This window comes from Deinococcus aerius (genome assembly GCF_002897375.1).
Taxonomy (GTDB): domain Bacteria; phylum Deinococcota; class Deinococci; order Deinococcales; family Deinococcaceae; genus Deinococcus; species Deinococcus aerius.
Genome location: NZ_BFAG01000023.1, coordinates 1 through 14,826, shown reverse-complemented (window position 1 = coordinate 14,826; position 14,826 = coordinate 1). Strand labels below are relative to the sequence as shown.

The following is a 14,826-nucleotide window of genomic DNA, read 5'->3' as shown; positions in this document are numbered from 1 at the left end:
TCAGGAGGACTCGGCCTCACCGGGCGCCGCCAGACGCAGCAACTCCGCGTACACCCGGGCCGTCACGGTGGCGTCCTCCAGCGCGTCGTGCGCCCGGTACTCGAACCCGAAATGCCCGGCGAGTTGGTCGAGGGCGGTCCCCAACTTCCTCGGCAGGTGCCCGGCGTGGATCAGGAACTGGGCGGTGAGCTTGGTGTCCACCCGCCCGCGCCGAAACACCTTCCCCAGGTCCGGCAGGAGCGTCCGCAGAAAGCCCGTGTCGAAGTGCAGGTTGTGCCCGCCCAGCATCACCCGCCCGACCTCGCCCGCGTAGGTCCGCACGGCGTCCGCGACCGCCCCCGCAGGCCTGGCTTCCGCGTGGTGCGCCTTCAGGTCTATGCCGTTCACCGCCATCGCCTCCTCGTCCACGTCGTACTGCTCGTGCTGCACCCGCAGGTGCAGGGGGCGGGTGACCTCCCCCCCGGGTGTCAGGGTCACCAGCCCGACCGTCAGGAGCGGGTGCCGGGCCGGGTCACGCCCGCCCGTCTCGGTGTCCACGAAGATGATGGGCTGATTCAGGGCGGCGAGGTGGGCGGGGGCCATGCGTCAGCCTCCCACGTCCGGTGAGCGAACGGGACACGTTTTTCACGCCCGGCCTTTACCCTGGAGCCTGATGACCAGAATCCTCCTCCTCGCCCTCCTGCCCCTCTCGCTCGCCGCCTGCGGGCAAAAGGGGCTGCAAGGCGTGAAGACCTTCGACTACCAGGGTGGCGACCACCGCAGCGGCGCCCTGGTGTATGCCCAGACGCCCCCGGCGGGCGGCCCCCACAACCCCATCTGGCAGAACTGCGGGGTGTACGACAAGCCGCTGTACAACGAGTACGCCGTCCACAGCCTGGAACACGGCGCGGTGTGGATCACGTACCGCCCCGACCTGGACGCCCAGGGGGTCGCGGCCCTCAAGGGGCTCGTGGACGGGCGGCCCTACACCCTGCTGAGCCCCTACGAGGGCCTGCCCTCCCCGGTCGTGGTCAGCGCCTGGAACGCGCAGCTCGCCGTGGACAGCCCCACCGACGGGCGCCTCAAGGCCTTTCTCGACAAGTACGAGCAGGGGCCGACGGCACCGGAGCGTGGGGCGTCCTGCTCCGGCGGGTACGGCGGGACGCGGTAGGACGGGCGCCTACTCCTCCCCCGTCGCCACGGGCCGCCTGTCGTCGCTCACCCAGTCGCTCCACGACCCGGCGTACAGGCGGTTCTGGGGTCCCAGGGGCACCCCGGCGAGTTCCCACGCGAGCAGGTTCGGGGTGGCGCTCACGCCGCTGCCGCAGTAGGTGATGGTGGGGGCGTCTCCCGCGCCAAGTCTTTCGGCCTGGGCCTCCCCGTCCCGCCAGCGCCCGCTCCCGTCGAGCGCCCCGGCCCACTCGCGGTTCACGGCCCCCGGGATATGCCCCGCCTTGCGGTCGAGGGGTTCCACCTCTCCCCGGTAGCGGGCGGGGGCGCGGGCGTCGATCAGGAGCGTCCCCGCATCCCGGTTCCCCACGTCCTGCGCCGTGGCAACCATTTCCCACCGCACATCCGGGGTGAGGGTCGTGGGCGGGTGGTTCGGCTCGTCGGTACTCGGCTGACCCCCGGCATCCAGAAAGGCGGGCCAGCCGCCGTCCAGCACGTAGACCCGCCGGTGCCCCAGCCAGCGCAGCAGCCACCAGGCGCGTGTGGCGTAGAAGCCCTGCCCGGTCCCCGGATCGTCGTAGGCGACCACAATGCTGTCATTCCCGACCCCAACGCTCCCCAGCCAGGCCGCGAGGGTCTCCGGGTCGGGCAGGGGATGTCGCCCCCCCGCCCCGTCCGGCTGCACCGGCCCGCTCAGGTCCGTCTCCAGGTCGGCATAGATCGCCCCCGGCACGTGCCCTTCCAGGTAGGCGATGCGCCCCAGCAGCGGGTCGGTCAGCGCGTAGCGGCAGTCGAGGACGCGCACCCGGGGGTCGGTCAGATGCTCGATCAGCCAGGCGGCGGCCTTGAGGGGGGATTCCGGGGTGGTCATGCCCGCAGGCTACACCGGGGCGAGGGGCCATAAAAAAGCCGCCTCCCGGGCGGTGATGTCAAGAACTCTAGCGCGGGATGCGGGGGGAGTCAGGGTCTGCAGCCGGGTTTGCTGAACTCAACCTCAATCCCCGGACTGCGGGCGCGAGTGTGAACTGGGCTTCAGCAAATCCGGCGACTTCCCGGGGCGCGGCGTTCCGAGAATGGGCGGCGAAAGGAGCGACCATGATTTCCAAGGCTGATATCCGGCGTATTCAGAGCCTGCCCGAAGACGCGATGGTGCTGATGGCCGTCGTCAACGACAACCCCGACCTGCCGGACAACCACGGCAGCGGCCTCCAGACCCGCGTGAAGGTGAAGATGCAGGAGGCGGGTGTGCCCCCCACCCCGATGGGGCGAGTCCTGGACGACCTCCAGGTGGCGCGCACCCACCACGGCCGGAGCTCGCTCTACATCGTGGGCGAGGATCTGTTCGAGCGGTACGAGATCCAGGCGGACCTCCCCGAGCGGTTCCACTATGGCCGCCCGCTGAAGTCGCTGCTCGACAGCATTCTGGCGATGATGCCGACCGTGGCAGTGATGGCGGTGGACAACGAATGGGCCCGCCTCTTCGTGCTGCGCCAGGGCGAGTTGCAGGAGGTCAGCAGCGAGGAGAACGTCCGGCTGGACGACGGCGACCGCTGGGACACCATCGTTTCGGGCACCCGGCATGTCCCCGGCGCTCCCGGTTCCGGCGGGGCGGGGCGGGGTCAGCCCGGCAGCGGCCCGCGCAGCGACAGCGGCACCGACCTGTTCGAGGCGCGGGAGGACGCGGCGCGGCAACGCTTCTACAACCAGAAAGTTCAGCAACTCGGCCAGGTGCTGGATGTTCTCGATATCAAGCAGCTCATCCTCGTCGGCACGGTGCAGCGTGTCGCCGAGTTCAAGGCCGAGATTCCCGACAAGGCCCCCTACGAGGTCATCGGCGAGACGAACGTGGTCGGCGGCACGAGCTGGGCCAACCCCGCCGAGATTCTGGAAAAGATCACCCCCATCGTCGAGGCACACCGCCAGAAGATGGAGGAGCAGGTCCTGCACGACATCCAGGAGCACGGCGTGATGGAGGTCGAGCGCGTGCTGGAGATGGTGCAAGAGGGACGGCTCTACCAGCTCGTCATCCCCGAGGACGGCTCGCAGATGCACGTCTACCGCAGCCACAACCGCGAGGTGCCCTACTTCACCGCGCAGAAGGACGTGACCGAAAGCCCCCTCGACGGCAGCCTGATGGAGCGCGTGACCCTGGAGGAGGTGCTGCCCGACTTCATCGACCTCTACGGGGTGGAGGTCAAGCGGCTGCACGGCGACTACGCGAACCGTCTGGTGAGGGAGTTCGGCGGCTTGGCCGGGTTGCCCCGCTACTGACCACGAAGGAGAGACGGGTAACCCCAGGCTTTGATCTCGACCCAGGACAACGCTCTGGTGCGTAGCCTGGTTGACCCTCTCCCCCCGTGGGAGAGGGCCTGGCGCAGCCAGGGGTGAGGGGGCGCCCACCCGGCGACATCGCCCCATCAGCGCAGCTTCCAGAAGTGGGACAGAGTGGAGATCAAAGCTTGGGGCGACCCGCACGCCGCGTGGTCGCCCCTTCCCCTGTCTCTTCCCCTACCGGGCGACCTCCACGGCGCGGCTCTCGCGCACGACCGTGACCTGCACCTGGCCGGGGTACTCCATGTCCTGCTCGACCCGCCCGGCGATCTCGCGGGCCAGCAGGGTCGCCTGCGCGTCGCTGACCTGCTCGGGCTGGACAATCACGCGCACCTCGCGCCCAGCCTGGATCGCGTAGGCCTGCTGCACACCGGGGAAGGCGACCGCGATCTGCTCCAGTTGCTCCAGACGGCGCACGTAGGCTTCGAGTTCCTCGCGCCGCGCACCGGGCCGGGCCGCGCTGATCGCGTCGGCGGCGGCCACGAGCACGGAGTAGAGCGTTTCCCCATTCTCCGGGTCGTGGTGGTGCGCGATGGCGTCAATGACCTCATGGGGCTCCCCGAACCGCCGCGCGAGGTTGATCCCGATCTCGACGTGGGTGCCCTCGATCTCGCGGTCGATGCTCTTGCCCACGTCGTGCATCAGCCCGGCGCGGCGAGCCATGGCGGCGTCCAGCCCCAGCTCATCGGCCATGATGCCGGTCAGGTGCGCGACCTGGACCGAGTGCTTCAGGACGTTCTGCCCGTAGCTCGTGCGGAAGTACATCCGCCCCAGCAGTTGCACCAGGCCGGGCTTGAGGCCCACCACGCCCGCCTCGATGGCCGCCTCCTCGCCCTGGGCGTGGATAAAGGCCTTCATCTCGTCCTGGGCCTTGTGGACCATCTCCTCAATGCGGGTGGGGTGGATGCGCCCGTCAGCCACCAGGGCCTCCAGAACGTGCCGCGCGACCTCCCGCCGCACCGGATTGAAGCTCGACAGGATGACGGCTTCCGGCGTGTCGTCGATGATGAGGTCCACCCCCGTCAGGGCCTCGAAGGCCCGGATGTTGCGCCCCTCGCGCCCGATCAGGCGGCCCTTCATCGCGTCGTTGGGGATGGGGACGACAGACACGCTGAGCTGCGCGCTCGTCTCCGAGGCGCTGCGCTGGATGGCCTGGGCGATGACGTTGCGGGCGGTGCGCCGCGCCTCGGCGGTCGCGCGCTCGGTCATCGCCTTGACCCGGATGGCCTTTTCCTCCTCCAGCTCGGCGTCGAGTTGGCCCAGGATCTGCTGCCGGGCCGCCTCGGGGGTCAGCCCGGCGACCTCGTACAGCCTCAGGTCGATCTGCCGGGACCGCTCCGCGAGGTCGGCCTCCTGCCCGGCGAGGGCGCGCAGTTGCCCCTCCAGCCGCTCCTCCAGGGCGTCGAGCTTGTCGCCGCGGGCGTCGAGCTGCTCAGCGCGGCGGTTGAGGCGCTCGATCTCGCGCTTGAGTTCCTCGCGCTCGCGGCGGGTCTCCTGGCGGTCGGCGCTCAGGGTCTCGCGCTCGCGGGCGGCGTCCTGGGCGGCGCGGGTGCGCTCGGCCTCCACCTGGGCACGCAGGGCCTGGAGCTGCTCGCGCTGCGCCTCCAGGCCCCGGGCGCTCTGCCGCTCGCGCTCGTCGGCCTCCTGAAGGCGGCGGTTGGCGTCCTGAAGGCGCTGGTCGGCCTGCTCACGGATCACCCGGGCGTCCTGCTCCGCCCCGGCCCGGATACGTTCCGCCTCGGCGCGGGCCTCCTGCTGGAGCCGGTCGTCGAGGGCGGCCCTCTGTTGCCGTCCCCGCGACTGCCCGGTGAGGAACCCGCCCGCCAACCCCCCCAGGAGCGCCAGAATGACGGTCAAGATGGTCATGTTGGCCCTTCCTTTCGGTCGAATGTGGGGGTGTCCATCAGCGCGGCTCATGGGCACGCCCCGAGAAGTGTCAGAAAAAGTGGTTGTGGTACGAGTGCGAACACTCCCCGACAGTCTAGCGCGGCACCCCGGGGGGAACCGGGGGCGGGTGGGGAAAGGGAGAGCGCCGCCATGACTCAGGCGGCGCTCTGAAAGTTCTCCCCTAGTTCACCGCCCGTTCCCGCCCCTCCCACAGTTCCCGGCGCAACAGGAACTTCTGGAACTTGCCGCTCGCCGTCTTGGGCAACTCGTCGCGGAACACGTAGTGCTTGGGCGCCTTGTACCCGGCGAGCTGCTGGCGCACATGCGCGTCGAGGTCTTCGGGGCTCGCCGCCCGCCCCGCGTGCAGGGCGATAAAAGCGCAGGGCACCTCCCCCCACCGCTCGTCGGGGCGGGAAACGACCACGGCCTCGCGCACGGCGGGGTGCGCGTACAGCACGCCCTCCACCTCGACCGAGCTGATGTTCTCGCCGCCCGAGATGATCACGTCCTTGTTGCGGTCCCGAATCTCGATGCGCCCGTCGGGGTGGACAACCGCCACATCCCCCGTGTGGAACCAGCCGCCCTCGAACGCCTTGGCCGTCGCCTCCGGGTTGTCGAGGTAGCCCTTCATCACGAGATTGCCGCGCACCATGATCTCGCCGAGGGTCTGCCCGTCGTGGGGGATGGGGGTCAGCTCGGGCGTCATGACCTCCACCTCCCCGGCGAGCAGCATCTCGAAGCCCTGCTTGGCGGTCAGGGCGGCGCGCTGGGGTGTGGGCAGCGCCCGCTCGGCCTCCGAGAGTTCGGCCACCGTGATGAGCGGGCTGGTCTCCGTCAGGCCATAGACCTGAAGCACGTCGAAGCCCAGGGCGTCCATATCGGCGATGGTCCGGGCGTGGGGAGGGCTGCCCGCCGTCGCCACGCGCACTCGGCGGGGTGTGGTTCGGGCGGTGGCGGGGTCGGTGATCATGCTCAGCACGGTCGGCGCGGCGGCGAGGTGCGTCACCCCGAACGCGTGAATGGCGTCGTGAATCGTGTCGCCGCGCAGGACGGGCAAGGTCACGTGCGTCGCCCCCACGCCGAAGGGGCTCCACACCCCGCCCCACCCGTTCGCGTGGAAGTCGGGGAGGGTGTGCAGGTACACACTGTCCTGATCGAACCGGAAGTTATAGATCGTCTCGACCGCGTTGAGCATCGTGTTCCGGTGCGTGAGCATGACGCCCTTGGGGCTGCTCGTCGTGCCCGAGGTGTAGTTAATCGTGATGGTGTCGTCCTCATCGGCGACTGCGTAGGGCAGGGGAGAGGGGTCCTGCTCGCCCAGGCGATCCTCGAAGTCGCTCCCCTCGCCCAGCACCCAGAGGGGAATGCCCAGCTCGCGGCAGGTCTCCTCCACCTTGGGGGCCAGCGTGGCATCGGCCAGGACGAGGGAGACCCGCGCGTGCCGGAGTTGGAAGGCATATTCAGGCGGGGTGAGGCGGGTGTTCAGGGGTACGAGGACGCGGCCCGACCACGGCACCCCCGCGTAGGTCAGGAGGCCGTGGTGGGTATTCGGGGACAGGACCGCTGCCCGCGAGCCCGGGGGAACTGCCTCCCCCAGCGCCCGCGCCAGGCGGTAGATGCGCTCGCCCCACTCGCGGTAGGTGAAGGAGGGGCCGCCCGGCTGGGTCACGGCGGTCCGCTGCGGGTAAGTTTTGAGGCCGCGCCGGACGAGGTCAAGCGGGGTGAGGGGCGTCTTCATGGGGGCACCTCCGGGAAGAACTGGGAATTGGTGCCCCTACTGTAGCCCTGAATGACCGGGAGGCCCCACTCTCAGCGCAGGTACTCGCGGAAGTAGTTCAACATGTCGCGCCGGGCGTCGCGGCTGGCGAAGGTGTCGGCAATCCGGCTGTTCTGAAGCAGAAAACTGTGGGGCTCGCCCTGATACACGCTGAGCTTGAACTTCTTGTTCGCGGCGTCCAGCTTTCCCGCGTAGGCGTAGATGGTGGCGATGGGGCTGGGCTGATCCCGCGTCCCGTGGATGATCAGCATGAGCGCCGTCAATTGGTTGATAAAGGCACTCGGAGCCTGCGGTTTGGCCGCCGTCCCGCCCTGATCCGGGAAGCCGTACCACGCCACGCCCGCCTTGAACCCCTTCATCTGCGGGAGCAGCAGCATGGTGTAGCGCCCACCCGCGCAGAAACCTGTCAGGCCGACGGCATTGATGTTCACGTCGTTGCGCGCCGCGAGGTACTTCAGGCCGTCCTCCACGAGCGTCTTCACCGTCACGTCGCTGGGCTCCTGCTCGAAGGTTTGCCAGCCCAGCGCGAGCGTCACGAAGCCCGCCGCCGCCATCTCGTCCACCAGGTCGCGGTAGCCCTGCTCCAGCCCCCGGAAGGAGTGCAGCAGGATGACGGCGGGCTTGCGCGTGGCCGAGGCGGGCGCGGCGAGATAGCTCTTGTAGGCCCTCCCACCACTCGTCACGGTCACGTCAGTTCCCTTCACCGCCTGACCGATCCCTTCACCGCCTGACCGAGCGCGAGGGAGGAAAGGGCGAGGGCGGCCAGCGTCAGCGTGTGCTTGAGCATGGGAAACCTCCGGCCCCACCGTACCCGGCGGCAGGGCTGGAGGCTGTCAGCGGGCGCGCAAAGTCGGGGGGCTCAGGGCACGGCGTGAGGGTCAGCGTCCGAGCTTCAGCGCCGCCTTCCAGTCCTCCGGCCTGATCCTTGCCAGGACGGTAAAGCTGCCGTCCGCAGCGGGTTTCAACACCGCCGCCTCCCCCTCCGCCAGCATCCAGCCCGTCGTCAGGCGCAGGTTCTGCTCGTGCGTGACAATGACCGTGTTCGTGCCCGCGCGGGGTGGCGTCCTGAGCAGGGCGCGAAGGTTGGCGATCACCCGCTGCCGGTCCGCCTCCGTTCCCGTGCGGAAGTAGGGGTTGTTCAGGGCGGGGGTGGGCGTCACCCGTCCGGCAAGCAGCGTGGCGCTGTTCCGGTTGCGGCAATACTCGCCGCTCAGCACGGTGCCGACGGGGACACGCAGCTCCCGCAGAAGTTGCCCGACCTCGCGGGCGTTCGCGCGGCCCTGTTCGCTCAGGTTCCGCTGGGTGGCGCAGTCGCGCAGGTCCACCCGGGGGGCGTCGGCCCCCTCCGTATCGAAGTGGCGGAAGTACAGCACCAGCCCTCCCGCCCGGAGCTGGGCGAGCAGGGCGGGCGTCAGGCCCTCTGGAACGGAGCCCGACTGCGCGAGGGCGGATGGCGGGAAGAGCAGGAGCAGGGCGGCAAAAGCGCGACGCATGACCCAGGGTAAGCACCTGCCCGCTTCGCCACCGTGGCTCCCCCTCCCCACGCAAAAAGCCCCAGCGTTCGCCGGGGCCTTCCTTGCTGCGCCGTCTTACTTCTGCGCGTGAACCACGAGCTTCATCGGAATGGTGACTTCCGGATGCGCGCGGTAGGCGATGTCGTACTCGCCGATTTCCTTGACGGTCTTCGGCATCTCGATTCGGCGGCGGTCCACGTCGAAGCCGAGGCGGTCAAGCGCGCCCGCCACGTCGGCGTGGGTCACGGCGCCGTAAATCTTGCCCTCGCCCGCGCGGACGCTGAGTTCCACGGCCACGCCGTTCAGGCGGCTGGCGAGGTCCTCGGCCTGGGCCTTCTCCCGCTCCTGCTGCTTCTTGCGGGCGCGGAGCTGGGCCTCCAGGGTCTTCATGTTGGCGGCGTTGGCGGGGGTCGCCATGCCGCGCGGAATCAGGAAGTTGCGGGCGTAGCCGGGCTTGACGGTTACCACGTCGCCGGTCTGGCCCAGGCGACCGGGTTCAAGAAGGATCACTTGCATGGCCCAGTCTCCTTACTTGCGGACCAGCTTCTCGGTGTAGGGCAGCAGCGCGAGCTGGCGGGCGATCTTGATCGTCTGCGAGATACGGCGCTGGTGCTTGGCCGAGAGGCCGGTGCGGCGGCGGGGGAGGATCTTGCCGGTGTCCGAAACGAACCGGCGAAGCATCTTCACGTCTTTGTAGTCGGTGATCTCCAGTTCCCCGATGGAGAACGGATCGACCTTCGGCTTGCGGGGGCGCTTGGGCCCCTTGCCGCGGGGCTTGCGCTCCGCATTGCTGCTCTGCGTCATGTGGGTTCCTCAGGACCTGCTTTAAAAGGGCAGGTCTTCTTCTTCCGGCGGGAAATCGTCGAGACCTTGATCAATATCCAAGCCGCCCGAACGGGTCCCCGTGGTCGCCGCCCGCGCAGGCGCCTGGGCACGGCTGGCGCCGTAACCGCCGCTCTGCTGGGGGCGCGCCTCGACTCTCGCGGTCTGCGTGCGAGGTCCGGCGGGGGTGGCTGCGGGACTGCCGGTCATGCCCGCGCCTCGGGACAGGGCTTCGACTCGCGCCGCCTCTACTTTGGTGCTGTTGCGCTTGTTGCCGTCACGGTCGGTCCACGCCTCGTTCACCAGTCGGCCCTGCACCAGGACGGGATCGCCCTTCTTCAGGTCCTTCATGCTCTCGGCGAGGTCGCGCCACAGCGTCACGTCGATCCAGTGCGTCTTTTCCTGCTTCTGCCCAGCGCGGTCGTTCCAGGTCTCGTTCACGGCCAGGCCGAGCCCGAGCACGGCGTCTCCGGCGGGGGTGTAGCGCAGTTCGGGGTCGCGGGTCACGTTCCCGATGACGATCACTTCGTTCATGCCGCTGCCCATGCGAACGCCGCCTCCGGCGTCCTGCACGAGGTCAGGGGTGTAGCCGAGCTGCTCGATGCGCAGCGCCTTCACCTTGACCATGCTGCGCTTGCCGCCCTCGGGCGCTTCCCACTGGCTGTAATCCAGGCTGCCTTCCACCATCACGGGGTCGCCGGACTTCAGGCCCTTCTCGGCCTGCCACTCGGCGGGTTTGCCCAGGATGGAGACGCGGTGGTACCAGGGGAGCTTGCGCTCGCGGCCGTCGTTCCCGATCAGGTGGTCTTCACCCGCAACAGTGGCCTCGAAGACGGCCACGCCGCTGGGCGTGTAACGGAGTTCGGGATCGCGGGCGAGGGCGCCGATCAGGTAAACGTGGTTCATGCCTCGGGCCATAACTGGGTCTCCTTTGTTGCTGGCGAAATAACTGGGGCTTTGGCGTTGCTGGCGTGTGGCCCTTGCGGGTTGACCAAAGAATAACAGGGCACAATCGTTACGTCAACGGCATAACGGCTCAGGCCTTCTTGGTCTTCCACTCCGGGCGGTCCTTGACCACCAGGATGCGGCGCACGTTGTCGCGCAACCTCAGGGTCGCCGCGATGTCCTTCTCGGGGTTGCCCCCGGCCCGGATGGTGTACATCAGGTAGTAGCCCTCGCGGTCCTTGCCGACGGCGTACGCCAGGCGGCGGTTGCCCACATCGTCCAGGTTGGTCACCTCGGCCCCGGCGTTGCGCAGCGTCGTGTCGATGTAGTCCTTCTCGATCTGGAGCTGCTCGGCGCTCAGGTTGGGGTTCAGGATCAGGTTCAGGTCGTACTGGTTCATGATTCACCTCTCTTTCTGCCGCGCTCAGGCAGGGTCGTGCCTCGCCGGGCGGCGCAACTGGAGACTCTAGCAGAGGAGAGGCCCCGTTGCCAGAGCCAGCCGGACGATTGGGGAGGGCCGTTCCGCCCGGTACGCTGGGGCATGACCGAACAGGTGGAACAAAACTGGTTAGAGGGCATCCTCGACATCCTGAAAGAGGCGGTGGAGGGGGGCACGCCCGGCCAGGGGACCGCTTTTCTGGACGGCACGGGGGCCGATGGCAGCGGCAATCACGGCCTGCTCGCCACCCTGGAGGCGCTGAGCGCCGAGCAGGCCAGCCGGGACGTAAACGGCTCGACGATTGCCGGACACGCGGCGCATACCGCCTTCCACATGGAGGTCATCGTGCGCTGGGAACGCGACGGCGACCGGGGCCCCTTCGACTGGAAGGGCAGTTTCCAGCCCGCGCAGGTGAGCGGGGAAGAATGGCAGGCGGTGCGGGCGCGGGTCCGTCGGGCCTACGAGGAACTGGTGGCGTTTGCCCGCACTCGGGCTGATCTTCCCGCCAACGGTGACGCGACGGGCGGACTGACGGGCGGGGTGGCCCACGTCGCCTACCACCTGGGGGCGATTCGGCAGATGGTGAAGGCGGTGGAGGGCGCGGCATGACGCCCCGGATTCGCCCCTACCGGGATGAGGACGCACCGGCCTGGGCCGCCCTGGTCACGGCCGTCACGGGTCATCCCCTCACCGCCGAAGGCGTGCGGGCCGAGGACGCCCGCCGAGACCCCACGCACTTCAGCCGCCGCTGGGTGGCGCAGGAGGCTGGAGAGGTGTGGGGCGGGGCTCTGCTGCACTTCTTTCCCTTCGACCCGCCGGGGTTTCTGCACGCCCGCCTCTTCGTTCTGCCGGAGGCGCGGGGCTGGGGTGTAGGCCGGGCCCTGTGGGAGGGCGTGGAGCAGACTGTTCGGGAAGCGGGCGCCTCTGGCCTCGTCGCCGATGTGGATGATACGGACGCCCCCAGCCGGGCCTGGGCCGAACGCCGGGGCTTTCACGAACACGCGCACCGCTTCGCCTCGGAACTTGACCTCGCCACCTTCGACGAGACGCCGCACCTGGACGCCCTCGCGCGGGCAGAGGCGCAGGGCGTGACCTTCACGGACCTGAGCGGGGCAGACGGGGCGACACTCGAGCGTTACCTGAACTTCGCCGCGGACCGGTTGACCGAGACGCCCGACCTGGCCGGCCTTCCGCGGTGGTCCCTGGGCCAGGTGCGCGGGATTCTGCACCTCGACCATGACCCGCGCCCCGACTGGCTCATCCTCGCCGCGGGACCGGACGGGGAGTGGCTGGGCACAACGGCGATGGTCCAGCACCGGGACCTGGCCTACAACGAACTCACCGCGACCCACCCGCGGGCACGCGGGCGCGGCCTCGCGCTGCCCCTCAAGCTGCACGCGATCCGCCGGGCGCGGGAGGCCGGGCTGACCGTCATGCGGACGAACAACCACAGCTCCAACGCGCCCATGCTCGCCGTGAACCGCCGCCTGGGATTCGAGCCCCGGCCCGGACGCTACGAGCTGCACCTGCCGCTCAGGACGACTTCCGGCGCCTGAAGGGATTCCAGCGGGAGCCGACCTTTTCCCCGGTGGGGGAAGTCTCGGGGGAACATGGGGCTGGCGCCGACTGCCCGTGGCGGCCCACCTGCCTGGGTGCGGGGGCCGCTCCCCCGGGGCAGGCATCCTCCTCGGGTCCCTCGTCCTCGGGCACTTCTCCCAGTACGGCCAGGAACGTGCGCCGCAGGGCGTCCGCCTTGGGCCGGTCCTGCGGGCGCTTGGCGAGGGCGAGTTCCACCAGCCGGGCGACCACGCGCGGCACGGCAGGGTTGAGGCGCAGCAGGGGCGGGGCGAAGCGCGTCAGGTGCGCGGCCATGAGGTCCTCGTAGGTGTCGCCCTGGTGGGGCCGCTGACCGCCGAGGAGTTCATAGGCCAGCACCCCGAGGCTGTACACGTCGCTGGCGGCGCTGCTGCTCTCGCCCCGGTAGATTTCGGGGGCCATGTAGTAGGGGCTCCCGCTGGACTGCCCCCCCTGCGCCGTCAGGTACGCGCTGCCCAGGTCCCCCAGCGCGGCGCGGCCGCCGTCCACGTACACGTTCTGCGTCTTCACGTCCTGGTGGACGGCGCCCAGGCGGTGCAGGTAGGTGAGCCCCGAGGCCACGTCCGCCAGCAGCCGCAGGGCTTCTTCCAGCGGCAGCCGCTCGCCCGCCCGGGCCGCCAGCAGGTCGCAGAGGGTGCCCTCGGGGTAGTAGCGCACGGCCACGAAGGCCTTCGGGCCGAAAGGGGTGCCCGCGTACCCCTGCACCACATGGGGGTGACGGAACTGGAGGGTTAGCCGGACCTCGTTGCCGAACCGCTCGGCGGCCTCCTGCGCGCGCAGCGTCTCCTCCAGCGGGATTTTCAGGGCGACCTGCTGCCCCCGCGCGTCCTGCGCGAGATGCACGAGCGAGGTGTGGCCTCGCCCCAGCAGGTGGAGGAGTTTGTAACCGGGGATGGAGCGGTCAGCAGTCATGGGAGCCATAGGGAAAAAGGGAGGACGTGCCGCCCCTTGCGGGAGGCGGGTAGGGGGGCGTCAGCCACCGCCACTGTAAAGGCGGAATTGTCACGTAAACCTGTCGGAGGCTCACCTGGAGCGCAAAAAAGAGGAGGGTCCCCCTGGACTCCCCCCATTCGGCCCTCCCGCGGTTACTCCTCGTCCCCCGCGTCCTCGGCGGCGCGTTTGCCTGCCAGCCATTCCAGGCCGGCCCACATCAGGTCGTCGAGATCGCCGTCCAGCACGTCGTCGGGGTTGTGCTTCATCAGGCCCGTGCGGTGGTCCTTGACGTACTGCTTGTCGAGGACATAGGAGCGAATCTGCGAGCCCCACTCGATCCTCTTCTGCTCGCCGCGCGCCTTGGCCTCCTCCTCCTCGCGCCTCCGCATCTCGATGTCGTAGAGGCGCTGCTTGAGGATCTGGAGGGCGATCTCGTGGTTCTTGATCTGCGAGCGCGTCTGCTGTGAGGCCACGGCGATCCCAGTGGGGATGTGCGTCAGGCGCACGGCCGAGTCGGTGGTGTTCACGCCCTGTCCCCCCGCCCCCTGCGAGCGGAACACGTCGCGCCGCAGGTCGGAGTCGGGGATGTGGATGTTGATTTCCTCCTCCGGCACCTCCGGCACCACATCCACCGATGCGAAGGAGGTATGGCGGCGGTTGTTGGCGTCGAAGGGCGAGACGCGCACGAGTCGGTGGACGCCGTGTTCGGGCGCCAGCATCCCGTAGGCCTTTTCACCCCGGATGATGAACTCGGCATTCACCACCCCCGCCTGCTCGCCGGGCTGCTCGTCGATCAGGTCCACCTTGTACCCGTGCCGCTCGGCCCAGCGCATGTACATCCGGGAGAGCATCCCCGCCCAGTCCTGCGACTCGGTGCCGCCCGCCCCGCTCTTGACCCGCACGATGGCGGGCACGTCGGCGTGCTTCATGGTAAAGAGCGTCTCGCGGTACAGGTCGTCCACCCGGGCCTGAATGGACGCTTGCTCCTCGGCGAGCAGCTCGCGCTCCTCGTCGCTGGCGATGTCCAGCATCTCGCTTAAGCCGTCCGCATCCGATTGCAGCGTCCTGTACCCGTCCACGATGCGGCGCAGGTTCCCGGCCTCCTGCGTGACCTGCCGGGCGCGGCCCGAGTTGTTCCAGAGTTCGGGATCGCTGAGTTCGCGGTCCAGTTCGTTCAGCCTTCGCGTCTTGCCGGGAATGTCAAAGGTACTCCCGGAGCGACGCCAGTTTTTCCAGCAATTCCTGCATGGGGCGTGCCTCCCTTCCGCGCAGTCCCGTTGGGCGGGGCGCGGGCTTATGCCGCTCAGGAGTATAGGTGAGCCGCCGCACTCCACCCGGGTTGAGACCACGAAGTCCGCGCGGGGCGGGGGGGTTCTTCCCAGGAGCGGGCCGTCTTGCCCGCCTTTCCCAAGACTTCGGAAAGCATTTCGGCC

Annotated in this window: 16 protein-coding genes; 4 read left to right on the top strand and 12 right to left on the bottom strand. The window is 69.2% G+C overall.

What is annotated here, in order from left to right:
• On the bottom strand, positions 1-582 hold the full coding sequence (locus tag DAERI_RS21005; protein WP_103131405.1) for a 3'-5' exonuclease: 582 nt from the start codon (positions 580-582) through the stop codon (positions 1-3).
• Between the two features lie 70 nt (positions 583-652).
• Between DAERI_RS21005 and DAERI_RS21000 the strand changes: the two genes are divergently transcribed.
• Positions 653-1,150, top strand: coding sequence for a thioredoxin-like domain-containing protein (locus tag DAERI_RS21000; protein WP_103131404.1), 498 nt, complete (start codon positions 653-655; stop codon positions 1,148-1,150).
• Between the two features lie 9 nt (positions 1,151-1,159).
• On the opposite strand, the gene DAERI_RS20995 is transcribed toward DAERI_RS21000, so the two are convergent.
• The gene (locus DAERI_RS20995) at positions 1,160-2,020 is read right to left on the bottom strand and encodes a sulfurtransferase (RefSeq protein WP_103131403.1); all 861 of its coding nucleotides are present in this window, start codon (positions 2,018-2,020) and stop codon (positions 1,160-1,162) included.
• Between the two features lie 224 nt (positions 2,021-2,244).
• On the opposite strand from DAERI_RS20995, the gene DAERI_RS20990 reads away from it, so the two are divergent.
• The gene (locus DAERI_RS20990; protein ID WP_103131402.1) at positions 2,245-3,420 is read left to right on the top strand and encodes a baeRF10 domain-containing protein; all 1,176 of its coding nucleotides are present in this window, start codon (positions 2,245-2,247) and stop codon (positions 3,418-3,420) included.
• Between the two features lie 237 nt (positions 3,421-3,657).
• Here DAERI_RS20990 and rny read toward each other — a convergent pair whose 3' ends face one another.
• From rny to rpsF, 8 genes are all read right to left on the bottom strand, one after another.
• Positions 3,658-5,346: a ribonuclease Y gene (gene rny, locus DAERI_RS20985; RefSeq protein WP_103131401.1), complete on the bottom strand. Its 1,689-nt coding sequence runs from the start codon at positions 5,344-5,346 to the stop codon at positions 3,658-3,660.
• A gap of 202 nt (positions 5,347-5,548) precedes the next feature.
• Positions 5,549-7,105 (bottom strand): AMP-binding protein, encoded by a 1,557-nt coding sequence (locus tag DAERI_RS20980; RefSeq protein WP_103131400.1) that lies wholly within the window; start codon positions 7,103-7,105, stop codon positions 5,549-5,551.
• 71 nt (positions 7,106-7,176) lie between these two features.
• Positions 7,177-7,848, bottom strand: coding sequence for a dienelactone hydrolase family protein (locus DAERI_RS20975; RefSeq protein ID WP_165794322.1), 672 nt, complete (start codon positions 7,846-7,848; stop codon positions 7,177-7,179).
• 174 nt (positions 7,849-8,022) lie between these two features.
• A complete protein-coding gene (locus DAERI_RS20970) occupies positions 8,023-8,637 on the bottom strand; it encodes a histidine phosphatase family protein (RefSeq protein ID WP_103131398.1) in 615 nt (204 codons plus the stop codon).
• 96 nt (positions 8,638-8,733) lie between these two features.
• On the bottom strand, positions 8,734-9,174 hold the full coding sequence (rplI, locus tag DAERI_RS20965; protein WP_103131397.1) for a 50S ribosomal protein L9: 441 nt from the start codon (positions 9,172-9,174) through the stop codon (positions 8,734-8,736).
• Positions 9,175-9,186: 12 nt separating this feature from the next.
• Entirely contained in the window at positions 9,187-9,462 is a 276-nt protein-coding gene (gene rpsR / locus DAERI_RS20960) for a 30S ribosomal protein S18 (protein WP_103131396.1), read from the bottom strand.
• Positions 9,463-9,483: 21 nt separating this feature from the next.
• Complete coding sequence (locus tag DAERI_RS20955) at positions 9,484-10,398, bottom strand: single-stranded DNA-binding protein (protein ID WP_103131395.1); 915 nt, start codon at positions 10,396-10,398, stop codon at positions 9,484-9,486.
• A gap of 118 nt (positions 10,399-10,516) precedes the next feature.
• Positions 10,517-10,825 carry a 30S ribosomal protein S6 gene (gene rpsF, locus DAERI_RS20950; protein WP_103131394.1) on the bottom strand — a complete coding sequence of 103 codons (309 nt, stop codon included), beginning with the start codon at positions 10,823-10,825 and terminating at the stop codon, positions 10,517-10,519.
• Between the two features lie 141 nt (positions 10,826-10,966).
• Between rpsF and DAERI_RS20945 the strand changes: the two genes are divergently transcribed.
• Positions 10,967-11,473 (top strand): DinB family protein, encoded by a 507-nt coding sequence (locus DAERI_RS20945; protein WP_103131393.1) that lies wholly within the window; start codon positions 10,967-10,969, stop codon positions 11,471-11,473.
• Positions 11,470-12,420, top strand: coding sequence for a GNAT family N-acetyltransferase (locus DAERI_RS20940; protein ID WP_103131392.1), 951 nt, complete (start codon positions 11,470-11,472; stop codon positions 12,418-12,420). The genes DAERI_RS20945 and DAERI_RS20940 overlap by 4 nt, the downstream gene beginning before the upstream one ends.
• On the opposite strand, the gene DAERI_RS20935 is transcribed toward DAERI_RS20940, so the two are convergent.
• Together DAERI_RS20935 and prfB are read right to left on the bottom strand one after the other, a co-directional pair.
• Complete coding sequence (locus DAERI_RS20935) at positions 12,398-13,372, bottom strand: serine/threonine-protein kinase (protein WP_103131391.1); 975 nt, start codon at positions 13,370-13,372, stop codon at positions 12,398-12,400. The two genes, DAERI_RS20940 and DAERI_RS20935, sit on opposite strands and share 23 nt — an antisense overlap.
• Before the next feature lie 173 nt (positions 13,373-13,545).
• Positions 13,546-14,641 (bottom strand): peptide chain release factor 2 gene (gene prfB, locus DAERI_RS20930; protein WP_103131390.1). Its coding sequence is split into 2 segments (ribosomal slippage): positions 13,546-14,595 and positions 14,597-14,641, totalling 1,095 coding nucleotides; the frame shifts between segments, so codons are not numbered across the junction.
• Between the last annotated feature and the right edge of the window lie 185 nt (positions 14,642-14,826).